The organism is Thermobacillus xylanilyticus, assembly GCF_907165215.1.
In the GTDB taxonomy this organism is placed as follows: Bacteria; Bacillota; Bacilli; order Paenibacillales; family Paenibacillaceae; genus Thermobacillus; species Thermobacillus xylanilyticus.
On sequence record NZ_CAJRAY010000036.1, the window covers coordinates 13,155 to 26,967 of the forward strand.

Consider the following 13,813-nt stretch of genomic DNA (forward strand, 5'->3'; position numbering starts at 1 on the left):
TGATGGCTTTCACCGACCATGCTACCGGGCAAGTGTTAATTCGAAACGCCGACTTTGTAAAATGTGTGTTAAAACTGAGATCAAAATTTGATGAAACAAAAACCGATGACGGCTTGCGTCATCGGTATATCGAGTTTATCCGCTAGTCAAAGAGCTTCTCTCCGTCCTTGCTTAGGTGTTCTCCTTGAACGTCACAAACACTTGCAAGTGGACACCTTTGCCTTCTGAAATCGCGTCCGTACCCTGGATCCCCAGAAAACTCAACTTTTCCCGCCATTCATCGCGTTCTTCATCCGGAAATCTGTCGGCGTATATATTGAAAATATAGGCCAATACCGCCGCATGGATCTCCGTCTTTCCTTGCGACATTCGGATCCATTCCTTGGGCAGTACGATTTTGGTGTCTGTGCTTTCGATTTCCTGATTCGAGAAATTAAGCACCAGCGATTTTCCGTCATTGACCACTTCGGCAATTTTGCTTTTGTTGTCCCATCTGATCTCACTGACCCGTGAAGCAAACAGGTCCCTGATGGGAATGTACGCTCCTTCGCAGGTGAACTCCTCCAACGTATTTCCTTGACCGATCTTCAATGAGGTGTAGGGTCTTTCCGGAGAACTGGCATTTTTGGCCCTGTCCAGCAAGGTTTCTCCCTCAATGGCCGCATCTGAAACGAAAGTTCCTGTAAGAAGCAGCAAAATAGTCAACACACATGAGAGCATGAGTTTCTTTTTCACGCAAATTCACACCTCACATCTCCAGATGTGGTAGATTTTTTTATTTAGACGCTGCCACAGCGGAATTCGTTTCGCCAGGCCGACCAATCTCATCGGAACTGCGGAACCCGTCTGCCAGCTCGCGGATTTCCGCCGCCACTCGTCCGGCCATCTCGCAGGCAGCCTGCGCCTTCGCGTTGATCTCCCGGGCCGTGCCGTGATTGTCCGCCGCCGCGGCGAAGATCCGCTCGAATGCTTCGCCCGCCCGTCCGATCGCCGATCGGCTGCTCTCGGATACGCGGATGCCCGCCATGAATTGCTCCGCCGTCTCCTGCACGGAAGCGCGGATGGCGCCGATCATCTCCGCGATTTCGCCGGCCGACCGCTTCGTCTCTGCGGCGAGCATCCGGATCTCGTCCGCCACGACGCCGAATCCGCGGCCGTGCTCGCCCGCCCGGGCCGCTTCGATCGACGCGTTCACGGCGAGCAGATTGCACTGGTCGGCCAGCCGCTTGATCAGCGCGCTCACGCTGTCGATCGCTTCCGCCCTCTGCTGAAGCTCGGCGATCCGTTCCTGCTGAACGGCCATCCGTTCGGCCAATGCGTCGAACGCCCGGTCGGCGTCGACCAGCGCTTCTCTGCCCGTCCGGGTAAGTTCCGACATCGATTGCGACAGCGCTTCGCCGTGCATGCCCGCCTGTTGCACTTTGGTTACGGCGCCGTCGATGTCCGCCATCAGCCTTTCCATCCGGCGGATGATCCGCTGCTTCGCAACAGCGGCCTGCTGCTGATGCAGCTTCGACAGGCCGAGCAGATCGGCGACGGTCAGGATGCCGGCCAGCCTCGCTCCGTCAACGACAATGACACAGTCATACAAGGTGGATTCCGCGCGGCCGAGCGTCAGGTCCAGCAGTTCCTGCAGCGGCATCGCCGCATCGGCGACGATCGGGCGGTCGTCCATCAACCGCGAAATCGGCTTGTCGCTGTACAGGCTGGCGCCGAACCGGCTGCCAAGCCTCCGGATCAGCTTGTCCCGCATGACCAGCCCGCAAGGCACGCGCTCATCCTCGCACACAACGATGCATTCCGAATCGGCATGCCGCTCGAACAGGCGCATGACCTGTTCGCATGTCATCTGCGGATCGGCGACGACGGCACATCGGATGAATGCTCTCAGATCGATCGCATGCCCCGCGTCCGCGTCAAGTTTTTGGTCCATCATGGTCAACACCGTGGTTCCCCCTTTTTCTTTCCGGGATTTCCCAAGGCCCAGCATAGCCAAACAAAATTAAATCCGATGACGCGATTCGTCATCGGAATGTAAAAGGTCGGTCCGGAGCGACGGCAAAAAAATCGTTATTAAATGTTGGAAAAAAGAAGGATTTGTCGCGCGCTCTGGCGAAATATGTTAATCCATTCATACATGACGTATTGAGTGCAAGGAGCGTCAAGATGGACGTCCAGGATGTTTTGCTCTTTCTCTTCTTCTCGTCGCTCGAATGGCTGGCCTTGATGGTTCTTACGTTTGCCATATTCAAGTTTCAGCTCCCGGGGTATTGGGGAAGGCTGTTGTTGTCATCTTTCATGCTTTCGTTGCTGTCTTATATGGTATTGATTGAATTGAAGCTGGGCGTGGTTGCTTCGCTCATTCAAGTGCCCATCATATTCATCTGTTTTTGGCAGTTTTTCAGAATTCCGGTGTTTTATGCCGGACTGATGGTCGTTAACGGCTATGTCTCGTACATTCTGATTCAAGCCATCATCATTTCCGTGTTCCAATTAACCGGCATCGTCATTGCACCCAACGTTCCGGAAGGTTTTATCGTCCAAATTCTTACTTCATGCATCGCTTTTCTGTTAGCATGGCTGCTAATTCGAACAAACTGGGGATTCACATTTGTGCCTGACACGGATCGCGTAAAAGTGAAGTGGACGAAACTCAATGTTCGGCTGCTGGTCATGAGCATTGCGGGATATGCCGTTCTGGCAACTTGCAGCTATCTGTTCTTTTCTGGATATACCCCGGTGCTGGTCCTGATTCTTGGCACCGTAGTATTTGGTTTTCTCCAATATCTGGTGTTCAAGAGGGAGTATAACGAACATGGTTGAATCATTAGCCGAAAGGTTGGCCGTCAGGATCAAAAAGGCCAACCCGAGCCAGACTGCAAGTGTTCCCGTCATGAAATTCGCCCTCATCATCGTCATCAACTTCTTGATCCCGGCGGTTTCATCGCTGATTTTTGGCGCCTTGACGGGGAAATGGACCGAGACGCTGACGGCTATGGGCTTTTTCATCGCGCTGCGAATGGCATCGGGCGGGTACCATTTTGAAACACCGCTGCCTTGCATGCTGGCGAGCTTCTCGATTATCGCCATTCCTCCACACATCGCATTGACCGAAACCTGGACGCAGCTCCTGACAGCCGCAGCATTGATCCTGACAGCTTGGCTCGCTCCCGCGAACATGAAAGGCTACAATACGATGCCCGAGAAATACTACCCGTTGCTCAAGCTGGCATCCGTACTGATTGTTTCCGCCAACTTCCTACTCCTTTCGGGAACAGCAGCCATCGTGCTGGCTGTTCAAGGCATTACCTTGTTAATTCACAACAAGGAGGTGACCCCGACATGAAGCAAATCACGGCCAAGCTGCTGTCCGGCATGTTGAATGGAATCGCAGGCTTCTTCGTCAAAACGGCTTCACCCTTTATTTATCGTCCCGAGATCCCGGAAGAGCTGAAAAAGTAACCGCCGCGCATCAAGGGCTGCCGATGGGAGCTCACATCGGACAGCCCTTGGTCGCCGGTTATGGAGTTGAATTCCCATGCGTTTCCCGGTTACCAGAGACCCCGGCAATTTCTCTGAAGTGATCGATCTCGACTTGCGCGATGTCGACTATATTGAAACGCACCCCTCTGGTTATGTCGTGTTTCACGTCAAGGATGAGGTGTACTATCCCGTCATTCCCAAATTGTCCGTCCTGGAAATGCATCTGGAAGAATTGGGGTTTCTTCGGCTGGATCGCACGAACCTGAGCAACATCGGGAAAATCCGTCATTTTGATGAAGAGCGGTCGCTCGTTTTTTTTAGCGATAACGCAACAAAATCAAGCAAATTTTCCACGGTATCATCCAGAATGAAAAAAATACTCAGGGATCGCCTTGCCGGAAAAAAAGGAAAAACATGAGCCGCCTCCTGCTTGGATGCGGCTGTTGATTTATAACGATCGACCAGGGAGTTCGATACCTGATCGATCGTTTTGATTAGCACACGTCGCAGCCTCAATGATGCGGCTCGCGTAACGTTGCAACTCCACTATTCAGCTGGGGCCACCAAGTCCGCCAGCTCGACGAGCCGGTCGAGCTGAATGTCGGGCACGACGCCGCGCTCCGGCAGATCGATACTCGCGCGGTATGCGGCGAACGCGACGCCCGCGCCGGCAGCCGCGGCGCCGTCGATCCACGAGTCCCCCACGGCAAGCCATTGCGAAGGCGGCACATGGGGAAACCGCGCAAGCACAGCGCGGACGCCTTCGGGAGACGGTTTCAGCCGCGGCACCGATTCGCGGCCCGCCACCAGGTCGAAATAATGCCGGATGCCGGTCTTGCCGAGCGCTTGCTCGGCAGCGGCCTCGGCGTTGTTCGTCAGCACCGCGAGCAGCAGGCCGCGTCCGCGAAGCCGCTCCAGCGTCTCCCGCGCGCCCGGCTCCAGCTCGGCGCCGCGCATGCCCTCCGCTTCATGCCGGGCGCAGATCGCCCAGACCTGATCCAGCGTGCCGCCGGCGAGCCCGCGCTCCATCGCGGCTTGAATGAGCGAAGCCGTCGTACCGCCTTCCGCCTCGTCCTCCGCAAGGTACCCTTCGCGGACGAGCCAGGCGCCGACTTCTCCGCGCATCGCCGCATAGTCGATCCGGGACGCGAGCAGCGTGTTGTCCATGTCGAACAGAATCGCCCGGACACGCAGCCGCGCCTTCGGCATCAGGCCTTCTCCAGGACGTACAGCCGCGACGTCTCCTCCCAGATTTCGCCCGGCGCGAGGCTGAACAGGCCGATCTCTTCAGCCGGAAGATCGGTGTTCGGCGCGTTCACGAGGTTGACCTGCGGCTCCGGACAGAAGAACCCTTCGCGGGCGCCGTTGTTCCAGATCATCCACTGTTTCCAGGACGTGCCGACATCGTACACCAGCGTCGTGCCGATCCGCGTGTCGGTCAGTTCCATCCGGTTGCGGCCGTTTTGCGGCGCCGCCGTATAGTGATTGTCCATCGACGCGAAGAACGGATAAACGCCGTCATGCTTCATCGCTTCTTCCTCCGGCGTGAGCGGCTGGTGCCGTCCGGTCGGCAGCATCCGTTCGCTGAGTTCCCACCGGCTGCCGATGGTCAGCTTCAGCTTATAGTCGCGCGCCGTGCTGCCCGGCGCGAACGGCGCATTGACCGTCGTATGGAAGGCGAGCAGCACCGGCATGTCGGCATCGCCCTCGTTCACCAGCGTCAACTGCTGCGCAAGCCCATGGGCGCTGAGCCCGTAGCGCAGCCGCAGCGAGAACTTGAACGGCAGATATTCGAACAGCTTGTGCCCCTTGTCCACCGTCAGCTTCACTTCCGCGAAAGCTTCTTCGTCATCCGCGCCGAAGCGGACAAGCTCCCACGCCGAAGTGTTCGCGTAGCCGTGCAGATGGTTGCCCGTCGATTCCTCGTTCACCGGCAATTGATAGACGACGCCGCGCCATTTGAGCTTGCCGTCTTCGTACCGGTTCGGCGGAATCAGCACCGGAATGCCGTGAATCAACGGGTTCGCCTTGAATGCGTCCATCTCCTCCGGTCCGGGCTCGCGCAAATAGCGATGCCCCCGCTCCGTGTCGCGGAACGCGATCAGATTGCCGCCGATTTCCGGCAGCAGCGCCGCCTCGTAGGCTCCGGCGCGCAGCCATACCGCACGTTCGCCGTGAAAGTCGCCTTCCCTGGCCGAAATACCGCTCATTTCCCATCTCTCCTCTTTCGGGCCGGCCGATTACCCCCGGTAAGCGGCCAGCGCCTGATTCAGTCCCCGCGTCTGCGTGTAAATTTCCCGGTAAATGTCGAACAACCCGCGATAGGTCTCGACCGCTTCCGGATTCGGATCATAAGACGCGGCATGCTTCACGAATTTCGCCGCGCACGCGTCCAGGCTGTCGAACCAGCCGCAACCGTATGCCGCCAGCATCGCCGCGCCGAGTCCGGGGCCTTGCTCGTTCTCCAGCGCAACGACCGTCGCGCCGAAGATGTCCGCCTGCATCTGCAGCCAGACCGGGTTCTGCGCACCGCCGCCGATCGAGATGACGCGGCCCGCCGGCTTGCCCGCCTCGCGGAAAATGGCCATCGATTCGTTCAACGAGAACGTGATGCCTTCCATGACGGCCCGGGCGAAATGATCCCGCGTATGCGAACCGTCCGCGCCGATGAAGCTCGCCCGGATGACGGCGTCCGCATGCGGCGTCCGCTCGCCGACCAGGTAGGGCGTGAACAGCAGGCCGCCGGAACCCGGCTTGATATCGCCGACACCGCGGAGGAAATCGGCGAACGATTCATTCGGCGCGAACGTCTGCTTGAACCAGCTCAGCGAATAGCCGGCCGCCAGGGTCACGCCCATCGCGTAGAAGCTGTCGGCTTTGCCGTGGTTGAAGAAATGCACCTTGCCCGCATAGTCGGTGTCCCGGTTCTGTTCATAGGTCAGGATGACACCTGACGTACCGATGCTGCACATCGTCAGCCCTTCGGACAGAATGCCGGCGCCGATGGCGCCGCAGGCGTTGTCCGCGCCGCCGGCGAACACTTTCGTGCCGGCAGCAAGGCCGGTCTGATCCGCGACCTCCGGCAGCACGCCGCCGACATGATCGTGCGATTCGACAAGCGGCGGGCAGAACGATGCGGGCAGATCGAATGCGGCAAGAATTTCGGTGCTCCACTTTTTGCCCGCCACATCCAGCAGCAGCGTGCCGGCCGCATCGGAATAATCCATATGAATTTCGCCCGTAAGCCGATAGCGGACATAATCTTTCGGCAGCAGGAACCGTTTCGCCTTCGCGAACACGTCCGGCTCATGCCGCTTCACCCACAAAATTTTCGGCAGCGTAAACCCTTCAAGCGCCGGATTGCGCGCGATGCCGAGCAGATCGGGTCCCAGCACCCGCTCGATCTCGCGGCATTCGGCCGTCGTCCGCGTATCATTCCACAGAATCGCGTTCCGGACCGGCCGATTCGCTTCGTCGAGCAGCACCAGGCCGTGCATCTGGCCGGAAAAGCTGATGCCTTCGACTTCATCCGGACGCACGCCGGATGTTGAGATTAATTCGCGAAGCGCGCCGATCGTTCCTTCCACCCAGTCTTCCGGCCGCTGCTCGCTCCATCCGGTATGCTCATGGAACAGCGGATAGTTTCGCGACGCTTCCGCCCGCACTTTGCCGTCCCGATCAACCAAAAGCGCTTTCACCGCGCTCGTCCCGAGATCGATCCCGATCACACAGCTCATGTCCTCTTTCCTCCCCGAAGGAGCCCGTTCGCTCCCGTGAAATCCTTATCTGCCCGAACAGGGACGAACAGCCGGCCCTTTGCGGCCGGCTGCGTCCGATAGCCAGACAAACTCATTATACGCTGTAAATGATTTCGTTGAGTACCAGCTTGATTCGTTCCTGACGGCCCGAGCGGTTCACGATCGGCTTGTTCTGAAGCGCGTAAGCTTCGAGGCTCTTCAGCGTCGCCTTGCCTTCGACGATCTCCTTGCCGATGCCTTCGCGGAACGAAGCGTAGCGTTCTTCGATGACGCTGTCCAGAACGCGTTCTTCGATGATCTTGGCCGCCGCCTTCAGACCCCATGCGAACGTGTCGACGCCCGCGATGTGCGCGAGGAACAGATCCTCCGGCTCGAACGAACCGCGGCGCACTTTCGCGTCGAAGTTGATGCCGCCGGTCTTGAAGCCGCCTGCTTTCAGGATTTCGTACATCGTCAGCGTCACGCTGTACAGATCGGTCGGGAATTCGTCGGTATCCCAGCCGAGCAGCAGGTCGCCCTGGTTCGCATCGATCGAACCGAGCATGTCGTTGATCGCCGCGACGCGGAGTTCATGCTCGAACGTATGGCCGGCGAGCGTCGCATGGTTCGCCTCAAGGTTCAGTTTGAAGTGATCTTTCAGGCCGTACTTCTGCAGGAAGGCGATCGTCGTCGCCGCATCGAAGTCGTACTGATGCTTCGTCGGCTCCTTCGGTTTCGGCTCGATCAGGAACTGCGCGTTGAAGCCGATCTCCTTCGCATATTCGATGGCCATATGATAGAAGCGCGCCAGGTTGTCCAGCTCGAGCGCCATGTCGGTGTTCAGCAGCGTCTCGTAGCCTTCGCGGCCGCCCCAGAACACGTAGTTCTCCGCCCCGAGCTCCTTGCCGACTTCAAGCATCTTCTTCACTTGCGCGGCTGCATGCGCGTAGACATCGGCGTTGCAGGTCGTCGCCGCGCCGAACACGTAGCGCGGATTCGTGAACATGTTCGCCGTGTTCCAGAGCAGCTTCTTGCCCGTCGACTTCTGGAATTCCTTCAGCATGGCGACAATGGTGTCGAGATTCTTGTGCGTCTCCTGCAGCGTGTCGCCTTCCGGCGCGATGTCGACGTCATGGAAGCAGTAGTAGTCGATGCCCGTTTTCTCCAGGAATTCGAAGTTCGCTTCGACGCGCGCCTTCGCCCGGTCCATGCCGTCAAACTTGTCCCAGCTGCGGATCGCCGTGCCGACGCCGAACGGATCCGCGCCGGTGCCCGTGAACGTGTGCCAGTACGCGACGGCGAAGCGGAGATGCTCCTCCATCGTCTTGCCGAGCACCTTCTCCTGCGGGTTGTAATGTTTGTACGCGAAGGGGTTGTCCGAGCCTTTGCCCTCGAACTGGATCTTGCCGACGTTCTCGAAATAAGCCATTGCCGACTGACGCCTCCTTGAATTGGTAATCGATGCAAATAAGTGCGGTTGTAAACGCTTCGATTATTATTATAGCTCCCCCGACTTTGTTTGTCTATTAAACAAACTAAGAATTTTATAAAAAGATTTGTGTTGCCATGCGCCGCTGCCATCCCCGGCCCGGCCGGCAAATATGCCAAAAATATGGATTTGTGACACGTCTCACAAAGTTGATCTCCCCCTTCTCCTATAATCAAAGCGCAAACCAAACTTCTGTTCGGGAGGAATGCACAATGGGACAATTTGCCGCGACGGTCAACGCCACGGAATATCCGCCGCATCTGAAGCACAAGGTCATCTTTGAAACGTTCGGCAAGCTGGCGCCGTCCGAAGCGATGCTGCTGATCAACAACCATGATCCCGTGCCGCTCCGCTTCCAGTTCGAAGCGATGTACCCCGGCCAGAAGCTGACCGAGATGGCAAACGTCGAAATCGTCGATGACAGAACGATCCGGATCAAAGCGTCTCTGGAGGACGCCTTCTTCCATGTCGCTGTACGGCAGGATGGCGGCGTTGTACGAAGAAGCGAAGAAGCGGGTATTCGTATGATTTTACGCGCGGGAGGTGGATCGGGATGGACCACAAGGACGCCAAAGTCGTCGAGCTTGACGTCAGACCGATGCTGGAGAAGAAGCTGGAACCGTTCCAACTGATCATGGACACCGTCAAAAAGCTCGGCAAAGACGACATCTTAAAGGTTCACGCCACATTCCGGCCGACTCCCCTGTTCGGGGTCATGAAATTGAAAGGCTATGCCGGCAAAGCGGAACAGGTCGACAAGCAGCATTGGATCGCCACCTTCGTTCACAAGAGGAACAAGCACTGGCTGGACGCCGGAATTTCGGCCGAAGCGGCGGAAGACGCGGGACAGGAAGTCTCGGACGGCCTCTCGCGGGAGGACAGCCTCTCGCGGGAGGACAGCCTCTCGGGAGAGGGTAGCCTGCCGCGGGAGGACGGTCCCGCCGTCATCGAACTGGACAACCGCGGGCTCGAACCGCCGCAGCCGATGGTCCGCACGCTGAACGCGCTCGTCCGGTGCCGCCCGGGCGATGAAGTCGTCATTCACAATGACCGGGTGCCCGTGTTTCTCCTCGAAGAGTTGAACCGTCTCGGCTATCCGTACAAGATCGAGGAGCAGCCGGACGGATCGGCGATCGTGAAAATCCGGAAAACGTAAGGAGGCAACCGCCGTGTCCCGTCTCCCCTTCCTGTTCATCGTCTCGGGGATGGCCGGTTTCGTGCTCTTCCACGCTGCGTCCTTGCTGTCGCTCTTCGGCTGGCTCGGAGACGGCGTGCGCGGACCTGCCGGGTGGTTCCACGCCCATCTGTTCGTGCTCGGCTGGGCGACCATGCTGGCCATGGGCGCGGTCTATCAGTTGATCAGCGTCATTCTGCAATCGAACATTTACAGCGAACGGCTCGGCTATGTCCAGTACGCGATGTTCACCATCGGCCTCGCCGGATTGCTGTACGGCTTCATTCGCGGGGAAATTTACTGGATTGCGGCCTTCGCCACAACCGGCTTCGCCGGCATTCTGCTGTTCGCGTGGAACATGGCGGTCACATTGTTCCGCGCCTCCCGGTGGGATGCGATCACGATCAGCGCGGCGGCGGCGGTGGTTTATCTCGTGCTGACGGGACTGACCGGGATGGCGATGGGCGTCAACTTCGCGACCGGTCTGTGGGACGACATGCACAACCGTCTGTTCGGCACCCACATCTGGCTGGGCACCGTCGGCTGGTTCGGGCTGCTCATCACCGGGTTCAGCTACAAGCTGCTGCCAATGTTTTACCTGTCGCATCATTATCCGACGCCGCTGCAGAAGGTCGTGCCGGTCCTGTGGAACGCCGGCACGATCGCCGGAGCGGCTTCCTTCCTGCTGGGCGGGAGCAGCTGGTCCTTGCTGTCCGCGCTTCTGCTGGTCGCGGCCGCCGTCGTCGTCTACAATGCGCACATCGTCCAGATTCAGAAGCACCGCTTCAAACGCAGTCCGGGATCGGGCATTCAGTGGTCCGTGTATGGCAACTACACGCTCGGCGCCGCGGTCATCGCCATGCTGGCCTATGCGCTGTGGAAACCGCAGGTGCTATACCAGACGAAATCCGTCACGCTGGCGGTCTGGGTGTATCTGGCCGGCTGGGTGTCGTTTACGATTCTGTGCTACCTGACGAAGATCGTTCCGTTCCTGTGGTGGACCTGGAAATACGGCAGCCAGGCGGGCAAACCCGGCACCCCGGTCATGTCCGATCTCTTGAGCGACAAGAAAGTAAGCGCCGGACTGGCGGCCGTGGCCGTTTCCGGTCTGCTGCCGCTCGCGGGACTGCTTTCGGATTCCCATCCGATCGTCGCTGCCGGCGGCGCGGCGCATTCCATTTTTTCCATCGCATACATGCTGTTGATCGGCCGTGTCTTCTCCCGTTAAGGATACCAACAAAGGAGGTTGGACGGAATGGAACTTCGCGAAGAAGAGGTGCGGGAAATTTTGCGGCAGGTTTATGACCCCGAGCTGGGCTTCAACATCGTCGATCTCGGCCTCGTCTACGAAATCCGCGTGGAACCCGAAAGGCTCTATATCCGGATGACGCTCACGACACCCGGCTGTCCGATGCACGACACGATCGCCGGCGGAGTCAGGAGGGCGCTCATGGCTCATGCGGGGAATCGCGAAATTGAAGTCGACGTCGTCTGGGAGCCGAGATGGTCGCCGGACTTCATGTCGCGGGAGGCGAAAGAACAGCTCGGCATCATTTGAAAAAACAAGGCGCAAAGGCGCAGGCGAAAAGGCTCCGCCGTCCGTTTCTTCGGAGGCGAAGCCTTTTTATTGTCTCCGATTCAGCGATACACCCGCGTGACATGACCGCCGCACCCGCACTCATCGATATATCGGATTTCCCGAACCGCAAGATCCGCATCCTTCACCATCGCGGACAGCCGGGGAATGAGCCATTCTCTCGGATCACCCAGCGCGCCGGGCGTGACCAGATTGACGTAATGACCCGCTTTCGTCCGTCGAATGGCGTCCATGCTTTCCGCCAGCACTTTTCGGGATGCTCCTCGTAACAGGCATCCTCGAGATTGACGGACCAGTCCCCGTCCTTGAGCAGCGCGAGTTGCTTTTTCAATCCGTTCCCCTCGCCTTCCATTCTCATGTTTCTGAAAAAATTGTACCGCCGTCTGCCGGGCAATATTGTGAAGCCTGTCACAAAAAAACCGAAGTTCCATACCGCCAGCCATAAACCATTTAATTGGAAATATTAAATTTTTCTGCTTGACATTTCCATTCTACATGTTGTAGTTTTAAATCTACCTACATATTGTAGTCCTAAGAAGGTTCAAAATCGCAAGATATGTGTACGTGCGTGCGATTGGCATCGTACTTTGCGGTGAAGCAATGAGAAGATGGTCGACGCTGTTGCTTGTTGTTGTGTTGAGCGTTTGCAATTCATGTGAACAACAGGAGGGCGGACATGTGGATCCGGATATATGAAGAACTGCTCGTGATGTCAATCGTCGCGGGAGGATTGTACCTCGCATTTAAAGGGCTGAGCAGATGGACAAGAAAACTTCTGACCGCCAGGTGGAATTACGGAATCATTTTGATGGTTTATTCCTTTTTCATCGTTCCCTATCATCGCCTTGTACCTTCAGTTGAACTGGTACGAGCAGCGGGAAGCAACGAGACCGGGGAAGGCGAAGTGACGCCGACGGTGGAAGAATTCCGGTCCGGCATCGACCCGTTTGCCGAACAGTTCCTTCATACCGATTTCTGGCAGCTGAACCTTCCCAAAGATGCCCTGTTTCCGTGGCATGACATCCTGCCCTGGCTGTGCATGGCGGGAACTCTTGTCTTTACAGGTTCAGTCATTGTCCAGTATTGCAAACTGCATTTGCGCATCATGCGCACCTGCCGGCCGGCCGGCCAGGCTGAAATGCTCAATGCGTTGGAAATATGCAAACGGCAACTGGGCATCAAACGCAAAATCGCCGTGTACCTGTCGCCGCACATGACGACCCCTTTCCTCTACGGATGGGTGAGGCCTCGCATTGTATTGCCGGACATGCCATTTACCGCAAACGATTATCATTATGTTTTTCTTCATGAATTGATGCACTACAAGCGGCGCGACCCTTGGGTCAAACTCTTGCTGCTGCTCATTAATGCCATCCATTGGTTTAATCCGTTTACATACATGGCACGCCGGGATGCAGACCGGTTCTGCGAGTTTTCCTGCGACGAAAAGGTGGTGAAACCAATGGATATGCAAGAAAGGAGGCGATATTGTGAGTTAATTCTGCGTGTGCTGTGGCAGACGGTGGATCGGAAGGACGGGTTGTACCCCGCATTCGGCGGAAGTAAAAGTGAACTGGAAAGGAGAATGACCATGATTCTCGACATGGAAGCGTCAAAAAAGAAAAAATGGGTTCGGGCGTTGGCGCTCGGAACGACTTTGACCATGGCATTGTTCGGTACATCAATTGCTTACGCTTCCGTTTCGTCCAATGATCAGCTTTTCAACAAGCTTCCGGCTGCTGATGGGCCTGAACTGGACGCACCTGTTACTGTCGTAAATTCCGACTTGGTCCCGACACTTCGAAGCCATTCAACTGTCAATGGCTTGGGAAGCAGCGACGCCATTTCAATACTTGAAAGTTCCGAAACTCAATTTTTGGCTGCAACTCCTCATAACGGCCTGCAATCCCCCAATCCGGCTGTTTCCGAATCCAATGCCGCATCCGCAGCACAACTTAGCGATGTGGAGCCGCTGGCTACCGGAAATTTGAGCCCGGGCAAGGCTTACACTTTTGATAAGCAAAAGATCGGCAAAGGATCAATTGTAACCATTAATGCGTCCTGGACCCCGACCGATGCTGACTTGCAAGTCGGCCTTCTGTCCCATGCAAGCAATACTGTCTATTATGTAAAGCTGTCCGGAGGCGAGGGTTCGGCTCCCCTGCAAGTCAATACGACCGGAGAATACTCGATTTACGTAGGAAACCCCTCGGATTCAACGATTAAGTTTGATGTATCTTATATTATCAATTGATTAGCTGAATCGAATCCATCAAGGGCTCCTGTTCTTCGGCTGGACGGTCATTTACCAACAACGCGCCAGCCCAAGAAAG

The 13,813-nt window shown here is 57.0% G+C and carries 16 protein-coding genes; 9 read left to right on the forward strand and 7 right to left on the reverse strand.

What is annotated here, in order from left to right; translation table 11 throughout:
- Positions 1 to 171 precede the first annotated feature (171 nt).
- Positions 172 to 735: a stalk domain-containing protein gene (locus tag KJQ12_RS07460; protein ID WP_213484107.1), complete on the reverse strand. Its 564-nt coding sequence runs from the start codon at positions 733 to 735 to the stop codon at positions 172 to 174.
- A gap of 40 nt (positions 736 to 775) precedes the next feature.
- The gene (locus tag KJQ12_RS07465) at positions 776 to 1,936 is read right to left on the reverse strand and encodes a methyl-accepting chemotaxis protein (RefSeq protein ID WP_244860500.1); all 1,161 of its coding nucleotides are present in this window, start codon (positions 1,934 to 1,936) and stop codon (positions 776 to 778) included.
- Between the two features lie 230 nt (positions 1,937 to 2,166).
- On the opposite strand from KJQ12_RS07465, the gene KJQ12_RS07470 reads away from it, so the two are divergent.
- The 4 genes from KJQ12_RS07470 to KJQ12_RS07485 all read left to right on the forward strand — a co-directional run bounded on the left by KJQ12_RS07470 (position 2,167) and on the right by KJQ12_RS07485 (position 3,901).
- Positions 2,167 to 2,823, forward strand: coding sequence for a hypothetical protein (locus tag KJQ12_RS07470; RefSeq protein WP_015254242.1), 657 nt, complete (start codon positions 2,167 to 2,169; stop codon positions 2,821 to 2,823).
- Positions 2,816 to 3,346: an accessory gene regulator ArgB-like protein gene (locus tag KJQ12_RS07475; protein WP_015254241.1), complete on the forward strand. Its 531-nt coding sequence runs from the start codon at positions 2,816 to 2,818 to the stop codon at positions 3,344 to 3,346. Before KJQ12_RS07470 ends, KJQ12_RS07475 begins: the two co-directional genes overlap by 8 nt.
- Positions 3,343 to 3,462, forward strand: coding sequence for a cyclic lactone autoinducer peptide (locus KJQ12_RS07480; protein WP_015254240.1), 120 nt, complete (start codon positions 3,343 to 3,345; stop codon positions 3,460 to 3,462). The genes KJQ12_RS07475 and KJQ12_RS07480 overlap by 4 nt, the downstream gene beginning before the upstream one ends.
- Positions 3,463 to 3,538: 76 nt before the next feature.
- Entirely contained in the window at positions 3,539 to 3,901 is a 363-nt protein-coding gene (locus KJQ12_RS07485) for a LytTR family transcriptional regulator DNA-binding domain-containing protein (protein WP_213484109.1), read from the forward strand.
- Between the two features lie 128 nt (positions 3,902 to 4,029).
- Here the strand turns inward: KJQ12_RS07485 and KJQ12_RS07490 are convergent, their stop codons facing one another.
- The 4 genes from KJQ12_RS07490 to xylA all read right to left on the reverse strand — a co-directional run bounded on the left by KJQ12_RS07490 (position 4,030) and on the right by xylA (position 8,649).
- Positions 4,030 to 4,692, reverse strand: a complete 663-nt coding sequence (locus KJQ12_RS07490; protein WP_213484110.1) for an HAD family hydrolase — start codon at positions 4,690 to 4,692, stop codon at positions 4,030 to 4,032.
- Complete coding sequence (locus KJQ12_RS07495; RefSeq protein WP_213484111.1) at positions 4,692 to 5,693, reverse strand: aldose 1-epimerase; 1,002 nt, start codon at positions 5,691 to 5,693, stop codon at positions 4,692 to 4,694. The genes KJQ12_RS07490 and KJQ12_RS07495 overlap by 1 nt, the downstream gene beginning before the upstream one ends.
- 30 nt (positions 5,694 to 5,723) lie before the next feature.
- A complete protein-coding gene (gene xylB, locus KJQ12_RS07500; protein ID WP_213484112.1) occupies positions 5,724 to 7,220 on the reverse strand; it encodes a xylulokinase in 1,497 nt (498 codons plus the stop codon).
- 115 nt (positions 7,221 to 7,335) lie between these two features.
- Positions 7,336 to 8,649 carry a xylose isomerase gene (gene xylA / locus KJQ12_RS07505; protein ID WP_015254235.1) on the reverse strand — a complete coding sequence of 438 codons (1,314 nt, stop codon included), beginning with the start codon at positions 8,647 to 8,649 and terminating at the stop codon, positions 7,336 to 7,338.
- Between the two features lie 272 nt (positions 8,650 to 8,921).
- On the opposite strand from xylA, the gene KJQ12_RS19580 reads away from it, so the two are divergent.
- The 4 genes from KJQ12_RS19580 to KJQ12_RS07525 are packed head-to-tail and all read left to right on the forward strand — an operon-like array spanning position 8,922 to position 11,441.
- Entirely contained in the window at positions 8,922 to 9,341 is a 420-nt protein-coding gene (locus KJQ12_RS19580) for a DUF2249 domain-containing protein (protein WP_244860494.1), read from the forward strand.
- Entirely contained in the window at positions 9,263 to 9,865 is a 603-nt protein-coding gene (locus KJQ12_RS07515) for a DUF2249 domain-containing protein (protein ID WP_213484113.1), read from the forward strand. The genes KJQ12_RS19580 and KJQ12_RS07515 overlap by 79 nt, the downstream gene beginning before the upstream one ends.
- Positions 9,866 to 9,878: 13 nt before the next feature.
- On the forward strand, positions 9,879 to 11,111 hold the full coding sequence (locus KJQ12_RS07520; protein WP_213484114.1) for a heme-copper oxidase family protein: 1,233 nt from the start codon (positions 9,879 to 9,881) through the stop codon (positions 11,109 to 11,111).
- 27 nt (positions 11,112 to 11,138) lie between these two features.
- A complete protein-coding gene (locus KJQ12_RS07525) occupies positions 11,139 to 11,441 on the forward strand; it encodes a metal-sulfur cluster assembly factor (RefSeq protein ID WP_213484115.1) in 303 nt (100 codons plus the stop codon).
- Between the two features lie 80 nt (positions 11,442 to 11,521).
- Here the strand turns inward: KJQ12_RS07525 and KJQ12_RS19950 are convergent, their stop codons facing one another.
- A complete protein-coding gene (locus KJQ12_RS19950) occupies positions 11,522 to 11,923 on the reverse strand; it encodes a CGCGG family putative rSAM-modified RiPP protein (RefSeq protein WP_483368472.1) in 402 nt (133 codons plus the stop codon).
- 233 nt (positions 11,924 to 12,156) lie between these two features.
- Here KJQ12_RS19950 and KJQ12_RS07535 point away from each other — a divergent pair, with 233 nt between their 5' ends.
- Positions 12,157 to 13,734 carry a M56 family metallopeptidase gene (locus KJQ12_RS07535; protein WP_213484117.1) on the forward strand — a complete coding sequence of 526 codons (1,578 nt, stop codon included), beginning with the start codon at positions 12,157 to 12,159 and terminating at the stop codon, positions 13,732 to 13,734.
- Positions 13,735 to 13,813 lie beyond the last annotated feature (79 nt).

Bases quoted from the DNA above. Each gene is read 5' to 3' on its own strand.
- KJQ12_RS07465 (WP_244860500.1), bottom strand. From the start codon at position 1,936: ATGATGGACCAAAAACTTGACGCGGACGCGGGGCATGCGATCGATCTG.
- KJQ12_RS07470 (WP_015254242.1), top strand. From the start codon at position 2,167: ATGGACGTCCAGGATGTTTTGCTCTTTCTCTTCTTCTCGTCGCTCGAA.
- KJQ12_RS07475 (WP_015254241.1), top strand. From the start codon at position 2,816: ATGGTTGAATCATTAGCCGAAAGGTTGGCCGTCAGGATCAAAAAGGCC.
- KJQ12_RS07480 (WP_015254240.1), top strand. From the start codon at position 3,343: ATGAAGCAAATCACGGCCAAGCTGCTGTCCGGCATGTTGAATGGAATC.
- KJQ12_RS07485 (WP_213484109.1), top strand. From the start codon at position 3,539: ATGCGTTTCCCGGTTACCAGAGACCCCGGCAATTTCTCTGAAGTGATC.
- KJQ12_RS07490 (WP_213484110.1), bottom strand. From the start codon at position 4,692: ATGCCGAAGGCGCGGCTGCGTGTCCGGGCGATTCTGTTCGACATGGAC.
- KJQ12_RS07495 (WP_213484111.1), bottom strand. From the start codon at position 5,693: ATGAGCGGTATTTCGGCCAGGGAAGGCGACTTTCACGGCGAACGTGCG.
- xylB (WP_213484112.1), bottom strand. From the start codon at position 7,220: ATGAGCTGTGTGATCGGGATCGATCTCGGGACGAGCGCGGTGAAAGCG.
- xylA (WP_015254235.1), bottom strand. From the start codon at position 8,649: ATGGCTTATTTCGAGAACGTCGGCAAGATCCAGTTCGAGGGCAAAGGC.
- KJQ12_RS19580 (WP_244860494.1), top strand. From the start codon at position 8,922: ATGGGACAATTTGCCGCGACGGTCAACGCCACGGAATATCCGCCGCAT.
- KJQ12_RS07515 (WP_213484113.1), top strand. From the start codon at position 9,263: ATGGACCACAAGGACGCCAAAGTCGTCGAGCTTGACGTCAGACCGATG.
- KJQ12_RS07525 (WP_213484115.1), top strand. From the start codon at position 11,139: ATGGAACTTCGCGAAGAAGAGGTGCGGGAAATTTTGCGGCAGGTTTAT.
- KJQ12_RS19950 (WP_483368472.1), bottom strand. From the start codon at position 11,923: ATGGCTGGCGGTATGGAACTTCGGTTTTTTTGTGACAGGCTTCACAAT.
- KJQ12_RS07535 (WP_213484117.1), top strand. From the start codon at position 12,157: ATGTGGATCCGGATATATGAAGAACTGCTCGTGATGTCAATCGTCGCG.